The organism is Pseudoalteromonas distincta, assembly GCF_000814675.1.
In the GTDB taxonomy this organism is placed as follows: Bacteria; Pseudomonadota; Gammaproteobacteria; order Enterobacterales; family Alteromonadaceae; genus Pseudoalteromonas; species Pseudoalteromonas distincta.
Map to the genome: position 1 here is coordinate 26,385 of NZ_JWIG01000001.1, position 16,198 is coordinate 42,582.

The 16,198-nt window shown below is 39.8% G+C and carries 18 protein-coding genes; 10 read left to right on the forward strand and 8 right to left on the reverse strand.

All coding sequences use genetic code 11. The annotated features are described in order from the left end of the window. The first annotated feature begins 13 nt into the window (after positions 1-13). Genes QT16_RS00080 through QT16_RS20475 form a run of 3 tightly spaced genes read left to right on the forward strand, consistent with a single transcriptional unit; the run spans position 14 to position 1,376 of the window. Positions 14-907 (forward strand): histone deacetylase family protein, encoded by an 894-nt coding sequence (locus tag QT16_RS00080; RefSeq protein ID WP_039484250.1) that lies wholly within the window; start codon positions 14-16, stop codon positions 905-907. 51 nt (positions 908-958) lie between these two features. After that, entirely contained in the window at positions 959-1,240 is a 282-nt protein-coding gene (locus QT16_RS00085; RefSeq protein ID WP_039484255.1) for a late competence development ComFB family protein, read from the forward strand. Continuing rightward, positions 1,224-1,376 carry a DUF2496 domain-containing protein gene (locus tag QT16_RS20475; RefSeq protein ID WP_076914928.1) on the forward strand — a complete coding sequence of 51 codons (153 nt, stop codon included), beginning with the start codon at positions 1,224-1,226 and terminating at the stop codon, positions 1,374-1,376. The genes QT16_RS00085 and QT16_RS20475 overlap by 17 nt, the downstream gene beginning before the upstream one ends. Before the next feature lie 2 nt (positions 1,377-1,378). Here QT16_RS20475 and QT16_RS00090 read toward each other — a convergent pair whose 3' ends face one another. Then, positions 1,379-1,903: an SEL1-like repeat protein gene (locus tag QT16_RS00090; protein WP_039484259.1), complete on the reverse strand. Its 525-nt coding sequence runs from the start codon at positions 1,901-1,903 to the stop codon at positions 1,379-1,381. A 103-nt stretch (positions 1,904-2,006) separates the two neighbouring features. Between QT16_RS00090 and QT16_RS00095 the strand changes: the two genes are divergently transcribed. Next, positions 2,007-2,870 (forward strand): DMT family transporter, encoded by an 864-nt coding sequence (locus QT16_RS00095; RefSeq protein ID WP_039484263.1) that lies wholly within the window; start codon positions 2,007-2,009, stop codon positions 2,868-2,870. Positions 2,871-2,921: 51 nt separating this feature from the next. On the opposite strand, the gene QT16_RS00100 is transcribed toward QT16_RS00095, so the two are convergent. Genes QT16_RS00100 through QT16_RS00110 form a run of 3 tightly spaced genes read right to left on the reverse strand, consistent with a single transcriptional unit; the run spans position 2,922 to position 4,688 of the window. Next, positions 2,922-3,434: a CC0125/CC1285 family lipoprotein gene (locus tag QT16_RS00100; RefSeq protein ID WP_039484266.1), complete on the reverse strand. Its 513-nt coding sequence runs from the start codon at positions 3,432-3,434 to the stop codon at positions 2,922-2,924. 25 nt (positions 3,435-3,459) lie between these two features. Further along, on the reverse strand, positions 3,460-4,200 hold the full coding sequence (locus QT16_RS00105) for an anti-sigma factor (protein WP_039484268.1): 741 nt from the start codon (positions 4,198-4,200) through the stop codon (positions 3,460-3,462). Next, a complete protein-coding gene (locus QT16_RS00110) occupies positions 4,197-4,688 on the reverse strand; it encodes an RNA polymerase sigma factor (RefSeq protein WP_039484271.1) in 492 nt (163 codons plus the stop codon). The genes QT16_RS00105 and QT16_RS00110 overlap by 4 nt, the downstream gene beginning before the upstream one ends. Positions 4,689-4,828: 140 nt before the next feature. Between QT16_RS00110 and QT16_RS00115 the strand changes: the two genes are divergently transcribed. After that, the gene (locus QT16_RS00115; protein ID WP_039484275.1) at positions 4,829-6,175 is read left to right on the forward strand and encodes a S8 family serine peptidase; all 1,347 of its coding nucleotides are present in this window, start codon (positions 4,829-4,831) and stop codon (positions 6,173-6,175) included. Here the strand turns inward: QT16_RS00115 and QT16_RS00120 are convergent. The 3 genes from QT16_RS00120 to QT16_RS00130 all read right to left on the reverse strand — a co-directional run bounded on the left by QT16_RS00120 (position 6,159) and on the right by QT16_RS00130 (position 10,387). Continuing rightward, a complete protein-coding gene (locus QT16_RS00120; RefSeq protein ID WP_039484278.1) occupies positions 6,159-7,112 on the reverse strand; it encodes a surface lipoprotein assembly modifier in 954 nt (317 codons plus the stop codon). The genes QT16_RS00115 and QT16_RS00120 overlap by 17 nt on opposite strands. A gap of 62 nt (positions 7,113-7,174) precedes the next feature. Next, entirely contained in the window at positions 7,175-8,050 is an 876-nt protein-coding gene (locus tag QT16_RS00125) for a hypothetical protein (protein WP_039484280.1), read from the reverse strand. A 135-nt stretch (positions 8,051-8,185) separates the two neighbouring features. Further along, positions 8,186-10,387 (reverse strand): exonuclease domain-containing protein, encoded by a 2,202-nt coding sequence (locus QT16_RS00130; protein WP_039484282.1) that lies wholly within the window; start codon positions 10,385-10,387, stop codon positions 8,186-8,188. 89 nt (positions 10,388-10,476) lie between these two features. Between QT16_RS00130 and QT16_RS00135 the strand changes: the two genes are divergently transcribed. Beyond that, complete coding sequence (locus QT16_RS00135; protein WP_039484285.1) at positions 10,477-10,971, forward strand: phosphatase domain-containing putative toxin; 495 nt, start codon at positions 10,477-10,479, stop codon at positions 10,969-10,971. Between the two features lie 455 nt (positions 10,972-11,426). On the opposite strand, the gene QT16_RS00145 is transcribed toward QT16_RS00135, so the two are convergent. Further along, positions 11,427-11,948, reverse strand: a complete 522-nt coding sequence (locus tag QT16_RS00145; protein ID WP_039484290.1) for a hypothetical protein — start codon at positions 11,946-11,948, stop codon at positions 11,427-11,429. Between the two features lie 330 nt (positions 11,949-12,278). Between QT16_RS00145 and QT16_RS00150 the strand changes: the two genes are divergently transcribed. The 4 genes from QT16_RS00150 to QT16_RS00165 all read left to right on the forward strand — a co-directional run bounded on the left by QT16_RS00150 (position 12,279) and on the right by QT16_RS00165 (position 16,164). After that, complete coding sequence (locus QT16_RS00150) at positions 12,279-13,703, forward strand: sugar porter family MFS transporter (RefSeq protein ID WP_039484294.1); 1,425 nt, start codon at positions 12,279-12,281, stop codon at positions 13,701-13,703. A 380-nt stretch (positions 13,704-14,083) separates the two neighbouring features. Next, a complete protein-coding gene (locus tag QT16_RS00155) occupies positions 14,084-15,343 on the forward strand; it encodes an OmpP1/FadL family transporter (RefSeq protein ID WP_039484298.1) in 1,260 nt (419 codons plus the stop codon). Positions 15,344-15,345: 2 nt separating this feature from the next. Next, on the forward strand, positions 15,346-15,759 hold the full coding sequence (locus tag QT16_RS20480) for a YeeE/YedE family protein (RefSeq protein ID WP_082007390.1): 414 nt from the start codon (positions 15,346-15,348) through the stop codon (positions 15,757-15,759). A gap of 3 nt (positions 15,760-15,762) precedes the next feature. Beyond that, positions 15,763-16,164 (forward strand): DUF6691 family protein, encoded by a 402-nt coding sequence (locus QT16_RS00165; RefSeq protein WP_002958285.1) that lies wholly within the window; start codon positions 15,763-15,765, stop codon positions 16,162-16,164. Positions 16,165-16,198 lie beyond the last annotated feature (34 nt).

Sequence of the window (16,198 nt, forward strand, 5' to 3'; positions counted from 1 at the left end):
GGCGCACTTTACTATGCAGCTTTATTATCATCCATTGTATTCAGACCTTATACTCCCAGAACGTCATCGATTCCCTATTCAAAAGTACAAGTTACTTAAAACCGAAATAGAAAACCTAGGTGTTTCGGCTATTCACTTTCAAGAGCCTAAGAAAGCAACGCCTGCTCAGCTTTCGTTGTGCCATAATCAAACTTATATAAATAACTTTTTAAACGGCACGCTTAGCAATAAAGCCATAAAAAAAATGGGCTTTCCTTATTCAAATGAATTGGTAGAGCGCACATTACTATCAGTTGGGGCAAGCATCCAAAGTAGTGAACACGCGCTAAAACATGGTTTTTCGGCTAATTTAAGTGGTGGCTATCATCATGCATACAGTGATTACGGTAGCGGTTTTTGTATTTTTAACGATCTAGCTATTGCAGCAGCACATTTAATAAATACAGAGCAAGCCGACACTGTTTTAATTTTTGATTGCGACGTACACCAAGGCGATGGCACAGCACAAATCACTCAAAACCATGACCAAATTATTACCTGCTCAATTCATTGTGAACAAAATTTTCCTCGTAATAAGCAAGAGTCTACTTACGATTTTGCATTGCCCGCTAAAACAACCGACGCTGAGTACCTCGCTACATTAGAGCAAGCACTCGATTTTTGCGTGCGCATTCATAACCCCGATATTATTTTGTATAATGCAGGGGCTGATATATACACAAAAGACGAGTTAGGCTTGTTTGATGTATCACTAGATGGCGTATATAAACGCGACTTTTTTACTCTCAACTTTTGTAAGCAACACCAAATCCCACTAATGTGCGGGCTAGGCGGAGGTTATCAGCGTAATTTGAGTTCACTAATTAATGTCCATAAACAACTATTTAAAGCCGCTATCGATTTATAGCAAGCCATAGTATAGACTCAGTTAAACGGATTATTTTAAAGCGGTGGGAATATGCGATTACACGAAGATATACACAATTTTTACGAAAAAATTGTGGTCGAGGAAGTTATCAAACTTAAACTTGATGAAAAATATGATGAAGATGTAATGGCTGACTTTTGTTGTACGGTACTAAATCAGCTCCCGCCACGATATATTCGCTACGATGTAGATATGGCGTTTTATTTACCGCAATCAGAACGCATACATATGGAACAACGTGTACAAACCGCAATAAACGTTGCCATTAGCCAAATATCAAAAAAGAAAGAGTTAAATGACAAGTCCACTTGATCAAGCCCCTACACATATGAAACTTGCAGTAGATTTAATTATGATACTAGAGCAACACGATGTTGCTCCAGAAGAAGTACTTAAAGCACTTGAAATAGTTAAAAGCGACTTTGAAAAGAAGCTAGAAAAGTCATAACTCTATTCTATTATTTGTATGTCGTGCTCGGTAACGCTACCTTCGTGCTTAGTGCAATCAATTTTAACTTCACCAAATGTACGCCTAGGCGAAGTTGAACGACGACAGGTCATATTTTGTGCCTTAACGCCAAATTGCGTTATGTACAATGCTACTGTTTCGTCTATTTGTCGTTTTTGCTGCGTAGTCGCTGCACTGTAAAATGCATCGTATTGCGCAGACCAATTTTCGACCCCCGCTTCCTTTGCAACACCTAGCCACCCCATCCCTAGTTTAGTAGATTGCTCCAAGTATTGGCCTTTTAAAAACATGAATGCCAACGTGTATTGTGCACTTTTATAGCCAAGTGCTGCCGGCTCTTTTAAATCATAAAAAGCTTGCTCGTAGAGCCCCTTTTTATACGCTTTAATACCATTGTATTCTTTTTTCTTCATTGTATTGTCGCTGTATAGGCTAACGGGGGTGGACCCACACCCACCTAATAAACCTACAGCCAAAATTGCTGCAACCGATATACATTTAGCCATAACTAGTCCTTTATTATTTTTTATATGCGAGTACCGAATCTGGCTTACACTCTTTGCAAAGCCTGCTATTGTGTAATCCTGTTTGTATAATTAAAATACTATCATGAGCTTAGCAAGTTTACTTCGGTTATTTTTTCTGGCTGCAATTTGGGGCGCGTCATTTTTATTTATGCGAATGGCAGCTAACAGCTTAGGCCCAGCGGTGTTAATAGAATTTAGAGTTGGCTTTGCCGCTCTCACCCTCTTTATTGTGGCGCTGTACTTAAAACGCCGCTTGGCGTTTACTGAGCACACAAAACACTTTTTTATTATAGGCGCGTTTAATTCTGCTCTGCCGTTTTTATTTTTTGCTTACGCAGCCCAAACTATCAGCGCATCTACACTCTCAATTTTAAATTCTACAACTCCAATATGGGGTGTCGTCGTTGGAATTTTATGGACAAAAACAAAGCCCAATAAAAGTATGGTGATTGGTTTACTGCTGGGTTTAATTGGCGTAGCTATTTTGGTTGGGCAAAATCATTTTGTGTTAAATAGCCAATCAATTTTGGCCATAGTAGCGGCATTAAGCGCATCACTTTGCTATGCCATTGCATCGCATTACACTAAAAACGCGCCTAAACTGCCCCCATTCGATAACGCCCATGGCTCAATGTGGGCTTCAAGCTTTATGGTATTGCCTCTTATCTTATTTATGCCAATGCGTGAAGTTCCAAGCACCAACGTTATGCTTGGTGTACTCGTATTAGGAGTAATGTGTACCGCACTTGCTTATATTTTATTTTTTAAATTAATCGAAGATATAGGCCCTACCTCGGCGTTAACAGTCACGTTTTTAATTCCGCTATTTGGCATTTTTTGGGGGCATTTAATTTTAGATGAGCAAATTGGGCCAAATACGTTACTCGGCGCATTATTTGTTATTGTGGGCACTATGCTGGTTACTGGTTTTTTACCACGAAAATAGCACTTAGCTAAAACAAGCTAAGTGCTTATATCAAGCGCTTTTACCAAACGCTTACTTTTGCGCCTTTTTGCTTAAATTTTCAATTAAGTCTTGGGCGCTAAAACTGTTGTCGCTTGGTTTAATGCCTTTGCCCATTTTAATATCAATCAATGTGTGCACTTCTTTGCGTTTATCATTGTTGCTCACTTGTACGCCTACGCTGCTTGTCGGACGTACGCGTGTTTCGCAGGTTAATAAACCGCAGCTTCGCTCATATTGCTGGCTTTGTGATGCACTAATAGATGACGCGGGCGCTTGCGATTTAGACTCAACAAAGGTTTCTTTGTTGGTGACAACAAACCAATCGTAGCCTTGTGCTTGGGTAAGCTCAGCCGCGCGTAATAATGCATAGTCACCGGCATCGGCTACATTATTTGATACGCTTTTAAACTCGACGCGGTATTGATCGTCGCTAATTTTTTGCTCGCTATAACCTTGTGAGCCATTATTAGCTGGGCGGTAATCGGGTTTAGATGCACAACCCGCCATAAGTAAAATACTGATAATTAAAATAGATGTTTTCATAGTTCACCTCGTTTTATACACATTATTATTTGTTTAACTGCCACTTTGCGCTAATTGCTTGCTGCTCTTGCACTCTATCTAGTGGTGCGCCGCTGATCATGCTATCTATAACAGCATCTAATTCACTGTTATTAGACGCCGTTTGATATTGCGCGCCATTGTTACTTTGCTGCGTGGCTGTTTGCGCTTTAATTTGCCAACCGCTTTGTGTTTTACAAGCAATGCTTGTTTGCGTTGTATTATTTGAGCTTAGTGCATACTGCCTACAAAGCTCACCTTGCTGATTTTTAAAACTTAGCTGCGCGCTAAATAGTGAGCCATCACTTTGCTCAAACACACCACTACTTAGCTGCGTATTAAGGGCCGAGGCTGTATTACTGGCTACTAAATTTTGCGACTCATTGGGTTGTAAATAGCTCGTCATTGCAACACCAAATACCACAGCAACGCTTGCTGCTATTGCTAAACTTTTATTAGTCGATTGCTTAACCTTTTGCCAAGGCGTTAACGTTACTACATTACTGTTTAACGTGTTTTTTGTCGTTGCCATATCAAGCTTTGCAACCATTTTAGCTAATGAGTCACTAAGTGGTGCGTCGTCAATACTTGTTGCGTGCTCTTTTACTCGCATGTCTACTTCGCTTAGCTCTGCAAGTCGCATTACTAGCTCATCATCGGTTTCAAGGGCTTTGCGCACTTGCTCCATTTCGTGCTCGCTTAGTTCTGAGTCTAAAAAGGCGCTAAGTGTTTCGTCGTTAATGTTCATACTTGCTCCTTTTTAAAGTCGGGTTTTATTAAGTTATAAAGTGTACTGCGTGCACGCGATAATTTACTCATTACACTACCTATAGGTATATCTAGCGTATGTGCTACCTCTTTATAGGCCATGCCCTGCACTGCCACCAGCGATACTATGGCGCGTTGCTCTTCGGGTAATTGCCCAAGTGCTGTATTTACATTTTTAAGCATTTGTTTGTTTTCGAGTGTTTGGTGCTCATTACTTGATATTGGCTCTGGTAAAATATCGGCCTGAGCCTTATTTTGCCTTACCTTGCGTGAGCGGTATTCGTCTATCCACACATTACGGCAAATTTTAAATGCCCATTTAGCAGGCTCAACGTCATCCGGAATGCCTTTTACTAATAGTTTTTCAATTGTTATTTGCACTACATCGTCTGCATCTGCTTTACTACCCGTTAGCGAATAGGCAAAACGCCTAAGCATGGGCAATAAGATTTTTAGAGTTTCGTTCATTGATTTTTACCCCTTTTATAAAGAAGACGATTCAAAAAAACATTTATTCCCAAATAATCAAAATAATTTAAATAATGAAATATTTCTATGTGTTAAACGTTAACTAACCAGCATGATAAATTTAATAGAAGTAACCCACTATGAATATTAAAAACACACGCGTTAAACACATAATAGCCGCTTCGCTTTTTATATTTAGCGCAACGAGTTCAGCTAATATAGTAAGAGTCGATCAGGTGCTTGGGCAGCTAAGCCCAATAGAGCAGCGTATTGAACAAACTATAGAGCGAGCACAACGCCTGCCGCTTCCGGTGCCTGTTCCACAAATATCGATTGATGAACTAAAAGCGCAAATAAGTGAGCCAATTAGCAGCTTACCCAATGTGCTTAACATTAATATAAATAGCCAAAACACTGCATTTGTTGAAGTAGAGCTTGAAAACGGCTTTAGAGCAATAGAGCGCCAATGGTTATTAATGGCAAATAGCCAACAACTTAATACCCTAAAGCAGCAAAATGTAACCATTGTATCGGTAAAAAATTACAACGCACTTAACATGAGCTTAGTGCGCTTTAACGTACCCCAAGGTGTTAATTCTAAAAGTGAGTTATTAAAAGCGCTTAACTTAGATGAGTCTGCAATACTTGACCGAAACCACATTTACCAAGCGCAAACAGGCGAGCCTAGCGTGAAAGTAACACAAAATAAGCCTGTTGCTCCTTACTGCACACAAAGCGTAAAAATTGGCATGATCGACAGCGCCATTAATACCAAACACAGTGCTTTTAAAGGCGCCAATATCACCACGCAAAGCTTTTTACCTAAAGGGTTAAGCTCGCCAAATTTACACGGCACCGCCATAGCGGGGTTAATTACAGGTAAAGGAGCAACGCTCAGCCCGCTTTTAAGCAGTGCCAAGCTTTACAGTGCAGAGGTGTTTTATAGGCAATCTGAATATGCGCAAGGAGCTACTTTATTTGCCATAGTAGAAGCACTTAACTGGTTAGTCAGCAATAAAATACCCGTAATAAATATGAGCCTAACGGGGCCAAATAACGCAGTTTTAGAAGCAAGTATTACTGCTGCAATAAAACAAAACGTGTTAATTGTAGCTGCTGCAGGTAACCAAGGGCCAGCGTCGCAGCCGTTATACCCAGGCGCGTATAAAAGCGTGATAGCGGTAAGTGCTATTGATTCAAAAAACCACATTTATAGATGGTCAAATAAAGGCGATTACATAGACTTTGCAGCCCTTGGTGTAAATGTTGTTACAAGCCAAGGCAATGGAAAATTTGGGAGGGAGTCGGGTACGTCAATGGCGGCGCCGCATGTAAGCGCGGCATTAAGTTGTTTATTGTTAAAGCATGGTAATAATAAAACTAAAGCACTTAACGAGCTGACTTCGCTGGCCGTCGATTTAGGCGAGCAAGGCAAAGACACCACCTTTGGTTATGGCGCCATTTACCCACCTAAAAGTGCACTTTAACTGACGCCGATAAAACCGATTGCGTATAGGTATTACTACTAAGCTTTGATTGATAATCGCCATATTCAGCCTCGGCTATTAATGTTACGTGCTCAAATACAGCTAGGTTATAAAACGCATTGACTACATTTCGGTGCTCATCTCGCGACGGTATTTGCTCAAAAAAATCACCCGTTGTTTGCTCATCGTAATCTTTATTTTGATAACGCCAGCCAGCCCCTACTTTGTTAGCCACATTAAAGGCCGTAAATTTGTGCGTAACTTTAGTAGTAAAACCGTAACCGTTAAAGTCGTATTGGTTGTCGTCGGCGTTTTCTTTATCGGCACTTAGCGCTGCCATTAGCATGGTTTGGCCATTATTTATAAAATGATAAAGCGCTACATCGGCACCTACACCATCGGCATTACGTGCTTTTGCAGTAGCAAAACGTTTAGCTTTGGTTTTTATGCTCATACGTAAATACGTATGCGGGTTTAAAAAATGACCATAGTAAGCACTAGCTTGATTAAAATGTAAAAATGTTTCGCCATCTACATTTGCTTTTGCGCCATCGTAACGAACCCCTAGCTCATGGCTATTAAAGCTGTAGCTGCCATCTAAACCATATTGATGAAGGTCTAAATCGTATTGATCAAATTCATCGTAGTCTTGTTGTTCAAACTGATAGCTTGAGGTTAATTTAGCGCCTTTGGTTAATTGCCATTTTGCATTAACACCTGCTGCGGTTTTTATGCCGCTGTCGCTTTGCGACGAAATATCGTCAAGCTCCTGAACAGAGAGCGCCGAATTACTTAAAACCCCAACTTCTGCATCTGCATTTACTTCAAGGCTACTTTTAAAGGGTTTATTTTGCTCAGGTGTTTTAACGTGGTTGGTTTGTGCAAGCACCGCTTGGGCACTAAAAACACACAATGTGGCGGTTATAACTGCTTTCATATTTATTCTCCAACAGGCCGAATAGGTTTCCCTATTCGGCATTTGTGCAAGCACTTGGCGTATTAAAGGCCTAGGTCTAAATCGTTAGTAATGTTGGTTACTACTTCACTTGCGGTGCTAAGTGCTACATCGTTACTAATTTGATCAGTAACCGCTGCACTCACCTGCCCGCTAACACTTTGTTGTACTGTGCTTTGTAAACTACTAACCGTACTGTCTTGCACACTGGCAATTAAAGATTGCTGAACACTACTTACAACTTCATTACTGGTATTAATTGCATCACCTACCTGCAGTGCTGAACTCACTGAGTTTGCAGCCGTATTAGTAATTGCTAATTGGTTTGTAAGCTCACCCGCATTAAGCGCATTTGTTGCATCAGCTTGTGTTACTGAATCTGTAGAGCTACTCACATTTGACAGTAAAGAGGCACTTGTTGGTGTATCAGTAGTATCAGGCTGAGCGGCTTGCTCAGAGCTAACAGAAAGTAATGACGATTGACTCACAGCGGTTGTTAAATTACCCGCCGATGAGGTTAAATGCGCGGTTGCATCAAGTGCTGTATTGACTGTGGTATTGCCTGTGGCATTTAAAGACGATGCGTTCAATGAGTTATTTAAAGACGAGCTGGCAGATGCAACTAATGAACTTGCAGGCTCTGCGGCCTCGCTACTTTCTTGCGCTGAAGTTTGTGTATTATTTGCCGTTGAATCTGTATCTTGCGAGCCATCAGCCGTTACCTGTGTATCGTTAGATACGTCTGACTCGTTGCTACCACTGGCTGTTAAACCATTTGGTGAAAGCGCAATAGATGTAGATGTTTGTTGCTGCGCCGACGTTGACTGAGATATTTCAATATCAGCGGCGTGAACTGCACCTGTAAAAGTACACACACCGCTTAACATCATTACGCTTACAATTTTATTTAATTTAGTCATTGTTTTGTCCTCTAGTTTGTCGGATTGACATAAAGAAGACGATTTACAAAAACACTTTATTCCAAAATAAATTAAAAAATTACAATAAAACCACTTATTACCTAAATTTCAAATACTTAAAGGTAAGTTAATACTCTACTGCGTTAGCGTTTCGCTATTTTGTATCAGCAATAACAGCTCGGCAGTGGCGGTTGCATCGGCCAATGCGCGGTGATGGCTGGTTAAATTTAAATTAAAATGCGCACTAAGGTTACCAAGCGAATACGACTTTAAGCCTTTAAACGCTTTGCGCGATTCAACCACGGTGCACATTTTTGGCATTTTAAAAAAGTGCCCTGCCATCTCGCATTCTTTTTTAATAAAGCCATAGTCAAAATTAACGTTATGGGCTACAAAAATACTGCCTGAGAGTTTATCTAATAGCGGCTTGGCTATATCGGCAAATACAGGCGCGTTGTAAACCATACTGTCGCTAATACCGGTTAATGACGTAATAAAGCCAGGTATATGGCGCTGCGGATTAATAAGTGTAGTCCAAGTATCAATTACTTTACCGTGCTGTACTTTAACTATGCCAATTTCGGTAATTCGGTTGCCGCCTTTTAAGCCGCCCGTGGTTTCTATGTCAACTACGCTGTAAACACGGTTTGGATCTACAAACCACTTAACTGCGGCAATATGTACCGTAAAGCCCACATTTTTTAAATTATCTATGGTGGTAAGTTGGTTGCGCCTAAGCTTATCGCCTGGAGCTTTTACTTCTTCAAAATGTACTTGGCCATTATTAATAACCATTAAATCGGGGTAGCCGTCTTTTAGCTGTAAATAATGTTTACTCATAGCCGTTAAGTGCGCAATTAGTGCCTCAAGTGGGCTGTTTAAAATAAGCGCTTCTAGTGGCTCTAATAAATTGCTGCGCCATCTAAATAAGCCATTGGGCTGATCAAAGTATTGCGCTGCATTTTTGCATACTAAATTAAGTAATGCTTGCGACGTTTTGCACTGAGCTAAGCGCTCGTTTATCTGTGTTTGCTGCGCTTCATAAAAATTACCAAGCCTTAATACTTGCGGATAAATATCAAACTCATTGCACGGCGGATAAGGCGACTCCACAAATAACTCATGCCAAAATACTAAACCAAACAAACTTTGCCAAAGCGTGTTTTCGGTATTAAATACCTGCATACCTTGGCGAGTATAATAATCGTTTACGCCCTGCTCTACTTCACCTCGGTACAGTTCATCTATTTCTAGCACGCATTGGGTGTCGGCAAGCATGGCACTTAAACGCGAACGTGTTTTTTTATTAAACTTACGCATTAAAAAATCGTCAGCAAAATAAAGTAAATCATCAGTAAGTGGGTTTTCGATAATGGCTTCTAATCGAGCTTTTACCCACTCTTTATTGCCAAGCCTGTATTGCTCTCTTATTTGAATTTCTTGTGCTTCGCTATCATCCACGCACCCTTCAAGTAAACTAAAAGCAAGTTCGCTATCAACTGTTTTTAGCTGCCTATAAAGCCTAACTAATAGTTTGTTTTTTAATACAACGGCAATTGCACCATGTGCAGCTTGCACTAAAACCTGCGACGCTAAAGCAACGTAATCGCTCTCATCTGTAATATTTTTAAATGCTAACCGGTAACGGTTTAATAAATAGTTTGATTGTGCTTCGTCAAGTGTTTCAAAGCGCGACAAGCTCTCGCTGTGTCCTTCGCGCGTAGCAGTTAAGCCTAAGTCTCGCATTACAAAACGGTTTTGATGATTCACATCACCACTGCTTAGTTTGCCTGCAAATAAAAACTCAAAATATTCGTAGTAATCACTGCGGTTGTTAATTACATACTGGCTATAAAGTGGCGCAAGCTCTTGTGGGCATGCTTTAAAAAACTCACGCGCAATTTCCACCAGCGCGCCTTTAGCGGCGCTTTTTTTAAAGCTTATTTGCTCACTGTAATTACTTAGCAACTCAACCAAAGAAGGCTTAGTTAAGTGCGCTAAAAGCTGCGAATAATGCTGCTCGTTTGGCTCAAATAAAATACCGGCTTTTTTTAGCGTATAAATAGCCTGATGCGGCGAGGTTATTTCTTCATAATTAAGCGATTGCGCCTGCACTAAATAAGGCTTTCGCGAGTACACACGCGCCAACATGCACTGGCTTTGCTCATCTAGCTGATTAATTTTACTAATAAATTCACTATGTTTGGGCTCAAGCAAATGCATACATTTACTTGTTACAAACTCAATAAGCTCTCTAAAATGCGCTAAATAGTATTTTGCTGGTAATTCTTTTTTCATAATATCGCCACAACTGTATATAAAAACAGTATCTAGCATTTGTGCTTATTATTCAATCTTAAACTTGTAACTAAAACACGCTATAGTGAGCTTATTAAAGCAAATTCATTAAAAATAAAGGACTTACCATGAACGCGCATCCGTACGATGTTTTATCACTCAATAACGGCGCAAATATTATTTTTACGCCTTGCCCAGGCACAAAAACACAAAACTTAGCGGATTCAATCGCCACATTAAAAGCTGCTGGCGCTAACGTGCTGCTGTCGCTTATGCCGCAAAAAGAACTTGAAAAAAACAACGTAGAAACAATTAATAGTGAGTGCAATAAGCACGATATAACCTGGTTTCATTTACCTATAAATGACGACGAAGCACCCAAACAGCCTTTTACATCAAGCTGGAACACCCACAAAACCGACATATTACAGGCCATACAACACAAACAAACCATTGCCATACATTGTAAAGGCGGCACAGGACGTACAGGTTTGGTCGCTGCGCTTATTTTAAATTCGGCAGGTTACACAAAAGAAGAAGTATACAGCCTAGTACAAGGCATTCGCCCTAAAGCACTGACTATAGAGCTGCAAAAAGAGTACTTTGAGAAGTTTGAGAAGTAAGGTACTAGCTGAGTAAGGGAAAACTTCGCATTATGAATATTATTTCAACTCACAGAAATGAGAGGATGCTCAGTAATTATCAAATTGATATTTGACGCTTTTGATTTTTAATTAATGTATATTGAGCGCGTCATTGGGTGTATTCTTATTTATATGGATAAGATTCTGGGCAATGCGTTCATTGAAATTCAATAAAAGCTCATCAACGAAAAGTTTTTTATTAACTTCATCTAAATTGATTATCTGATGTATAAGTGAATAAAAAGCCCTGATTTCTACGACTAAATCACTACTGCTAATCAAAGCATAAGCAATGATATATTTCACATAATAGTCTGGGGAATTCTTAGCCTTCTTCAAGATATGATATAAATCATCATCATTTTCTATTTCATAAAAACTTTGTGCAAAAACATCCCCTAAGGTCAGTGACGATGTGTAGCAATAATCAAATATTATATATGGGATAAAGCATGTTTATCTATCTTCTCAATAGACTTCAATAATGCTTCACTTGAGGTCTTATTTAATTTGAAACTTGCTATTATATTGTTATTCAGCGAATTATACTCAAGTTGGTTGATCCTGTTCGCCAGATCTATATTATTAATAAGCGTACTCATCTTTTGGTTTGTAAATTTCTCGGACAACTCTCTTACCCTTCGTGCAAAAATCTCCAGCTTGTCTTTGAGTTCTTGATTTTTGATGTGCCTTTCATAGTTGTGCCTTTGAGCTATCAACTCTTCTCGCTGATAATCCAGAGCTGTTTTAGAGTCTTTCCAAGTACGGTAAAGTAGTAATATAGATGCAAACAATAAAAGTGGCGAAAAAACACTACTGAAGTAAGTTGCTGTTTTCACCCAGCTATCTAATGAGGCATCTAATGAGAAAGTGAATCGGTTAAAAAATATAAACGTAATAATAGAACAACCTATGACAGCTATTAATATTGATAAAAAACCAAGATTTTTATCCATAAACATTCCCTCAATTAAAGGTTCTTTTTACACTAATCTCAATTAGTTAACAACTAAGTTGCACCGCGTGCCGGATGAATAATAGACTTCCTACCTTCGATAATACCTACTAAAACATCCACCGGTTGCTCTGCTTTTATGGCTCACTTTATAAGTTGCTAATAATTATTACGGTAACATCACAGTACACAGAGGCAACTAGAAAAGGAGCCTATAAAATAATTGTAATTGATCAAAAGGCACTAAATTGGTTCCTGCACAAGCATATTCAACCATAGCGCTTTACGATATTATGCTCCTTTATATTTAATTTAACTTTCAGGGCATATAATGACAACGCACACACCGCCTTCCCTCTCAGCCAACACAGCTGAAAACACTTCTCTTTTTTACGTAATTTTTATATCGGCTGTGGCTGCTATTGGTGGCTTTTTGTTTGGTTTTGACTCGGGCGTTATTAACGGCACGGTATCGGCTCTCGGTAATGCATTTAATTCTAGCAGTGTGGCTACGGGCTTTAATGTAGCGTCTGTGTTACTTGGCTGCGCCTTAGGTGCGCTTGCTGCGGGGCCGCTGGCTGATAAGTTTGGTCGGCGTGCAATTATGATCATCACCGCGATTATTTTTGCCATTAGTGCATTTGGTTCGGGCATTAGCGAAAGCTCTGCGGAGTTTATTTTTTACCGTTTATTTGGTGGTTTAGGTATTGGTGCTGCATCGGTATTAGCGCCAGCTTACATTGCTGAAGTTGCGCCACCAGCACTACGTGGTCGTTTAGCTACATTACAACAACTCGCTATTGTATTGGGTTTATTTGCTGCTTTTTTAAGTAACTACTTAATTGCTGATGCAGCAGGCAGCGCGCAAAATATTTTAATGCTTGATATAGCCGCTTGGCGCTGGATGTTTTGGGCTGAGCTTGTGCCTGCTGTGTTGTTTTTAGTGGGTGTTTTGTTTATTCCTGAGTCGCCTCGTTATTTAGTGGCGCAAGGTAAAGTGGATGATGCAAAATCGGTATTTAGTAAAATATCGAACGACAACGTTGATGCGCAAATAAGCGATGTTAAACGCTCCTTGCATAGCGATACAAAGCCAAGTATTCGTGATTTATTTATTGATGGCAGTAAAAAAGTACACCCAATTGTTTGGGTGGGTGTGGCGCTGAGTGTGTTTCAGCAATTTGTGGGTATTAACGTGGTGTTTTATTACGGCTCTGAGCTTTGGCAGGCCGCTGGGTTTGATGAGTCGCAATCGCTATTTATAAATGTGCTCGCAGGTACTACTAATATTGTATCGACCTTTATTGCCATTGCCCTAGTTGACAAAATTGGCCGTAAACCACTGCTATTAGTAGGCAGTATTGGTATGTTTATTAGCTTAAGCGCGCTTACTTATATATTTGGCAGTGCAGGCCTTGATGACGCAGGCAAACTTGCACTTAGCGATAACATGGGTACGTTTGCACTTATTATGGCTAACTTATTTGTGGTATTTTTTGGCTTAAGTTGGGGCCCTGTTGTATGGGTATTGTTAGGCGAAATGTTTAATAATCGTATTCGTGGTGCAGCGCTTGCTGTTGCAGCTAGCGCACAATGGATTGCTAACTTTGCCATTACCATGACCTTCCCTATTATGCTGGCTAACATTGGCCTTGCCGGTGCTTATGGCTTTTATGCGTTATCGGCGCTTATAAGCATATTTTTTGTTGTTAAATACATAAAAGAAACACGCGGTAAAACGCTCGAATCTATGTAATTTTTTAAAAGCGGTGATATTAATCGCCGCTTTGCTTTTACATACAATGGCGTTATTTAAGAGTGATTGTTTGGATAAGCTCAACGTTAATTAATAAATATATTTTAAACTGCTGTTAATACGTAAACGCTCCTTTTACCAGCAAGCTTTTACTACCAAAGTTTATAGCTACCGATTGCATACTTAAATATCACTACAGCTCAATACGTTAGCGAAACTTTTAACTTAAGCTAAGGCTGAATAGCAATCTACGCTCATTTATTTTAACTTTATAACCATTGCCGCATTACCTTTTATTATAACTAATCTATTTAAATTCCTTTTTAGAATATCAAATATTAGCTATTGTCCGCCCATTCCAACTTTATGTATTTACTAAAATGAAAAAACAGTTAATTTCAGGCTTAGCTTTAACGTGTGCGTTAGGTTCGTTCAGTGCATTTGCTACTAATGGTTATTTTACTCACGGCTATGGCATGACCCACAAAGGCATGGCTGGCGCAGGTGTAGCGCTGTCAGAAGAGTTAATGTCTGGCGCTAATAATCCAGCAACCTTTTTACCTAACGGAACAGAGCTATCACTGGGCTTAGAGCTTTTTTCACCTGAACGAAAATATACTGCATCAAAAGTAGATACTTTTTACCCTGGCGCATTTTATCTTGAAGCAAAAACACAAAAAAGCGACAACACCGTATTTGCAATTCCAGAGTTTGCTATTGGCCATCAATTAAATGAAAAAGTAAATATTGGTTTATTAGTGTATGGCAACGGCGGTATGAATACCGAGTACGGCGCAGAATCCTCTCCTGAGGGGACTTTTTACGCTGGTACAACGGGCGTTGATTTAAAACAACTCTTTATTAGCCCAACAGTAAGCTATAAGTTGAATGAACAAACACGCCTTGGTGTATCCCCTATTTACGTGGTGCAACAGTTTGAAGCGCAAGGGCTTGGAAACTTTGCTCCTTTTTCGCAATCACCCCAAGCGCTTACAAATAATGGCACCGATACAAGCACAGGCTTAGGCATTCAACTAGGTATTAGCCAAGATATAAATTCGTCATTAAGCTGGGGGGCAAGTTACCGCTCATCAGTGTCTATGCAAGAATTTGATAGCTATAAAGGTTTGTTTGCAGAACAAGGCGGATTTGATCTGCCAAGTTCGTTTCAACTTGGTGCAGCTTATAAGCTTACCCCAGCTAATCAGGTTGTATTTGATTGGCAAAAAATAAATTACAGCGAAGTAAAAAGTATTGCAAATCCAATCAGTAACTTGATGTCAGCACCTTTAGGGGCTGATGCAGGAGCTGGGTTTGGCTGGAACGATATGACTATTTATAAGCTTGGCTATCAGTGGCAACGTACATCGCAACAAAAAATTCGTTTTGGGGTATCTTATACCGAGCAACCTATTCCTTCATCAAACGTTTTGCTTAATATTTTAGCCCCGGGTGTTCAAGAGTGGCATTTTACTACTGGCTTTAGCCATTCTTTTACCAACAAGGTACAATTAAACGCTATGGCTTTTTATTCGCCAGCAAAAAAAGTAACGGGTGCTAACTACTTAGCGCCTAATCAACAATTATCAATCGAAATGAAACAAACCGGCTTAGGCGTTTCTATTGTTTGGGAAATTTAAAAATGATAACAGAATTCACCCCAGTATCGGCTGCAATAGGCGGGGCATTAATAGGTATAGCGTGTACGTTATTACTTGTTTTATACGGAAAAATTGCGGGTATATCAGGCATTGTTAAATCTGTATTCGCTAAAGCAAATTCAGACTCTCGTTGGCAGTTATACTTTATTTTAGGGTTATTGTTGGCAGGAGTCGCTGTAAGGGTATTTGCGCCTTCTTTATTAGAAGGCGAATTGCAATTACCGTCTTGGCTTATTGTTGTTGCAGGGCTTTTAGTTGGCGCTGGTACAACGTTAGCTAATGGGTGCACAAGTGGCCATGGTGTGTGCGGCATGTCGCGCTTTTCTACTCGCTCTTGGGTTGCAACATGCACATTTATGCTTGTCGCCTTCATTACAGCAAACCTTGTAGGATAAATAATGAAAGCAATTATGATGGTTGTTATAGGCTTTATATTTGGCTTAGGACTTATTATTAGCGGGATGACAAACCCTGCTAAAGTGATTAACTTTCTTACGTATGGAAACCAATGGGACGCAAGCTTAATTATAGTGATGGCTGTTGCCATGCTAATAATGATGCTTACATGGTTATGGGTTGCAAAAAAAGAGAAGCCACTTCTTTCAGGAACGTTTAATTTAAGTGATTTAAAAAAAATTGATGCGCGCTTAATTATCGGCTCGGTACTTTTTGGTTTAGGCTGGGGTTTAAGTGGTATATGCCCAGGCCCGGGCTTGGTTCAATTAGTATCTCTTAAAATGGAGTTTTTATTGTTTTTTGCAGCCGTGCTAGGCGGTATGTGGTTAGCCAAAAAAGTATAATATTTGCTGCCGACTAAACTCGGCAGCTACTTTT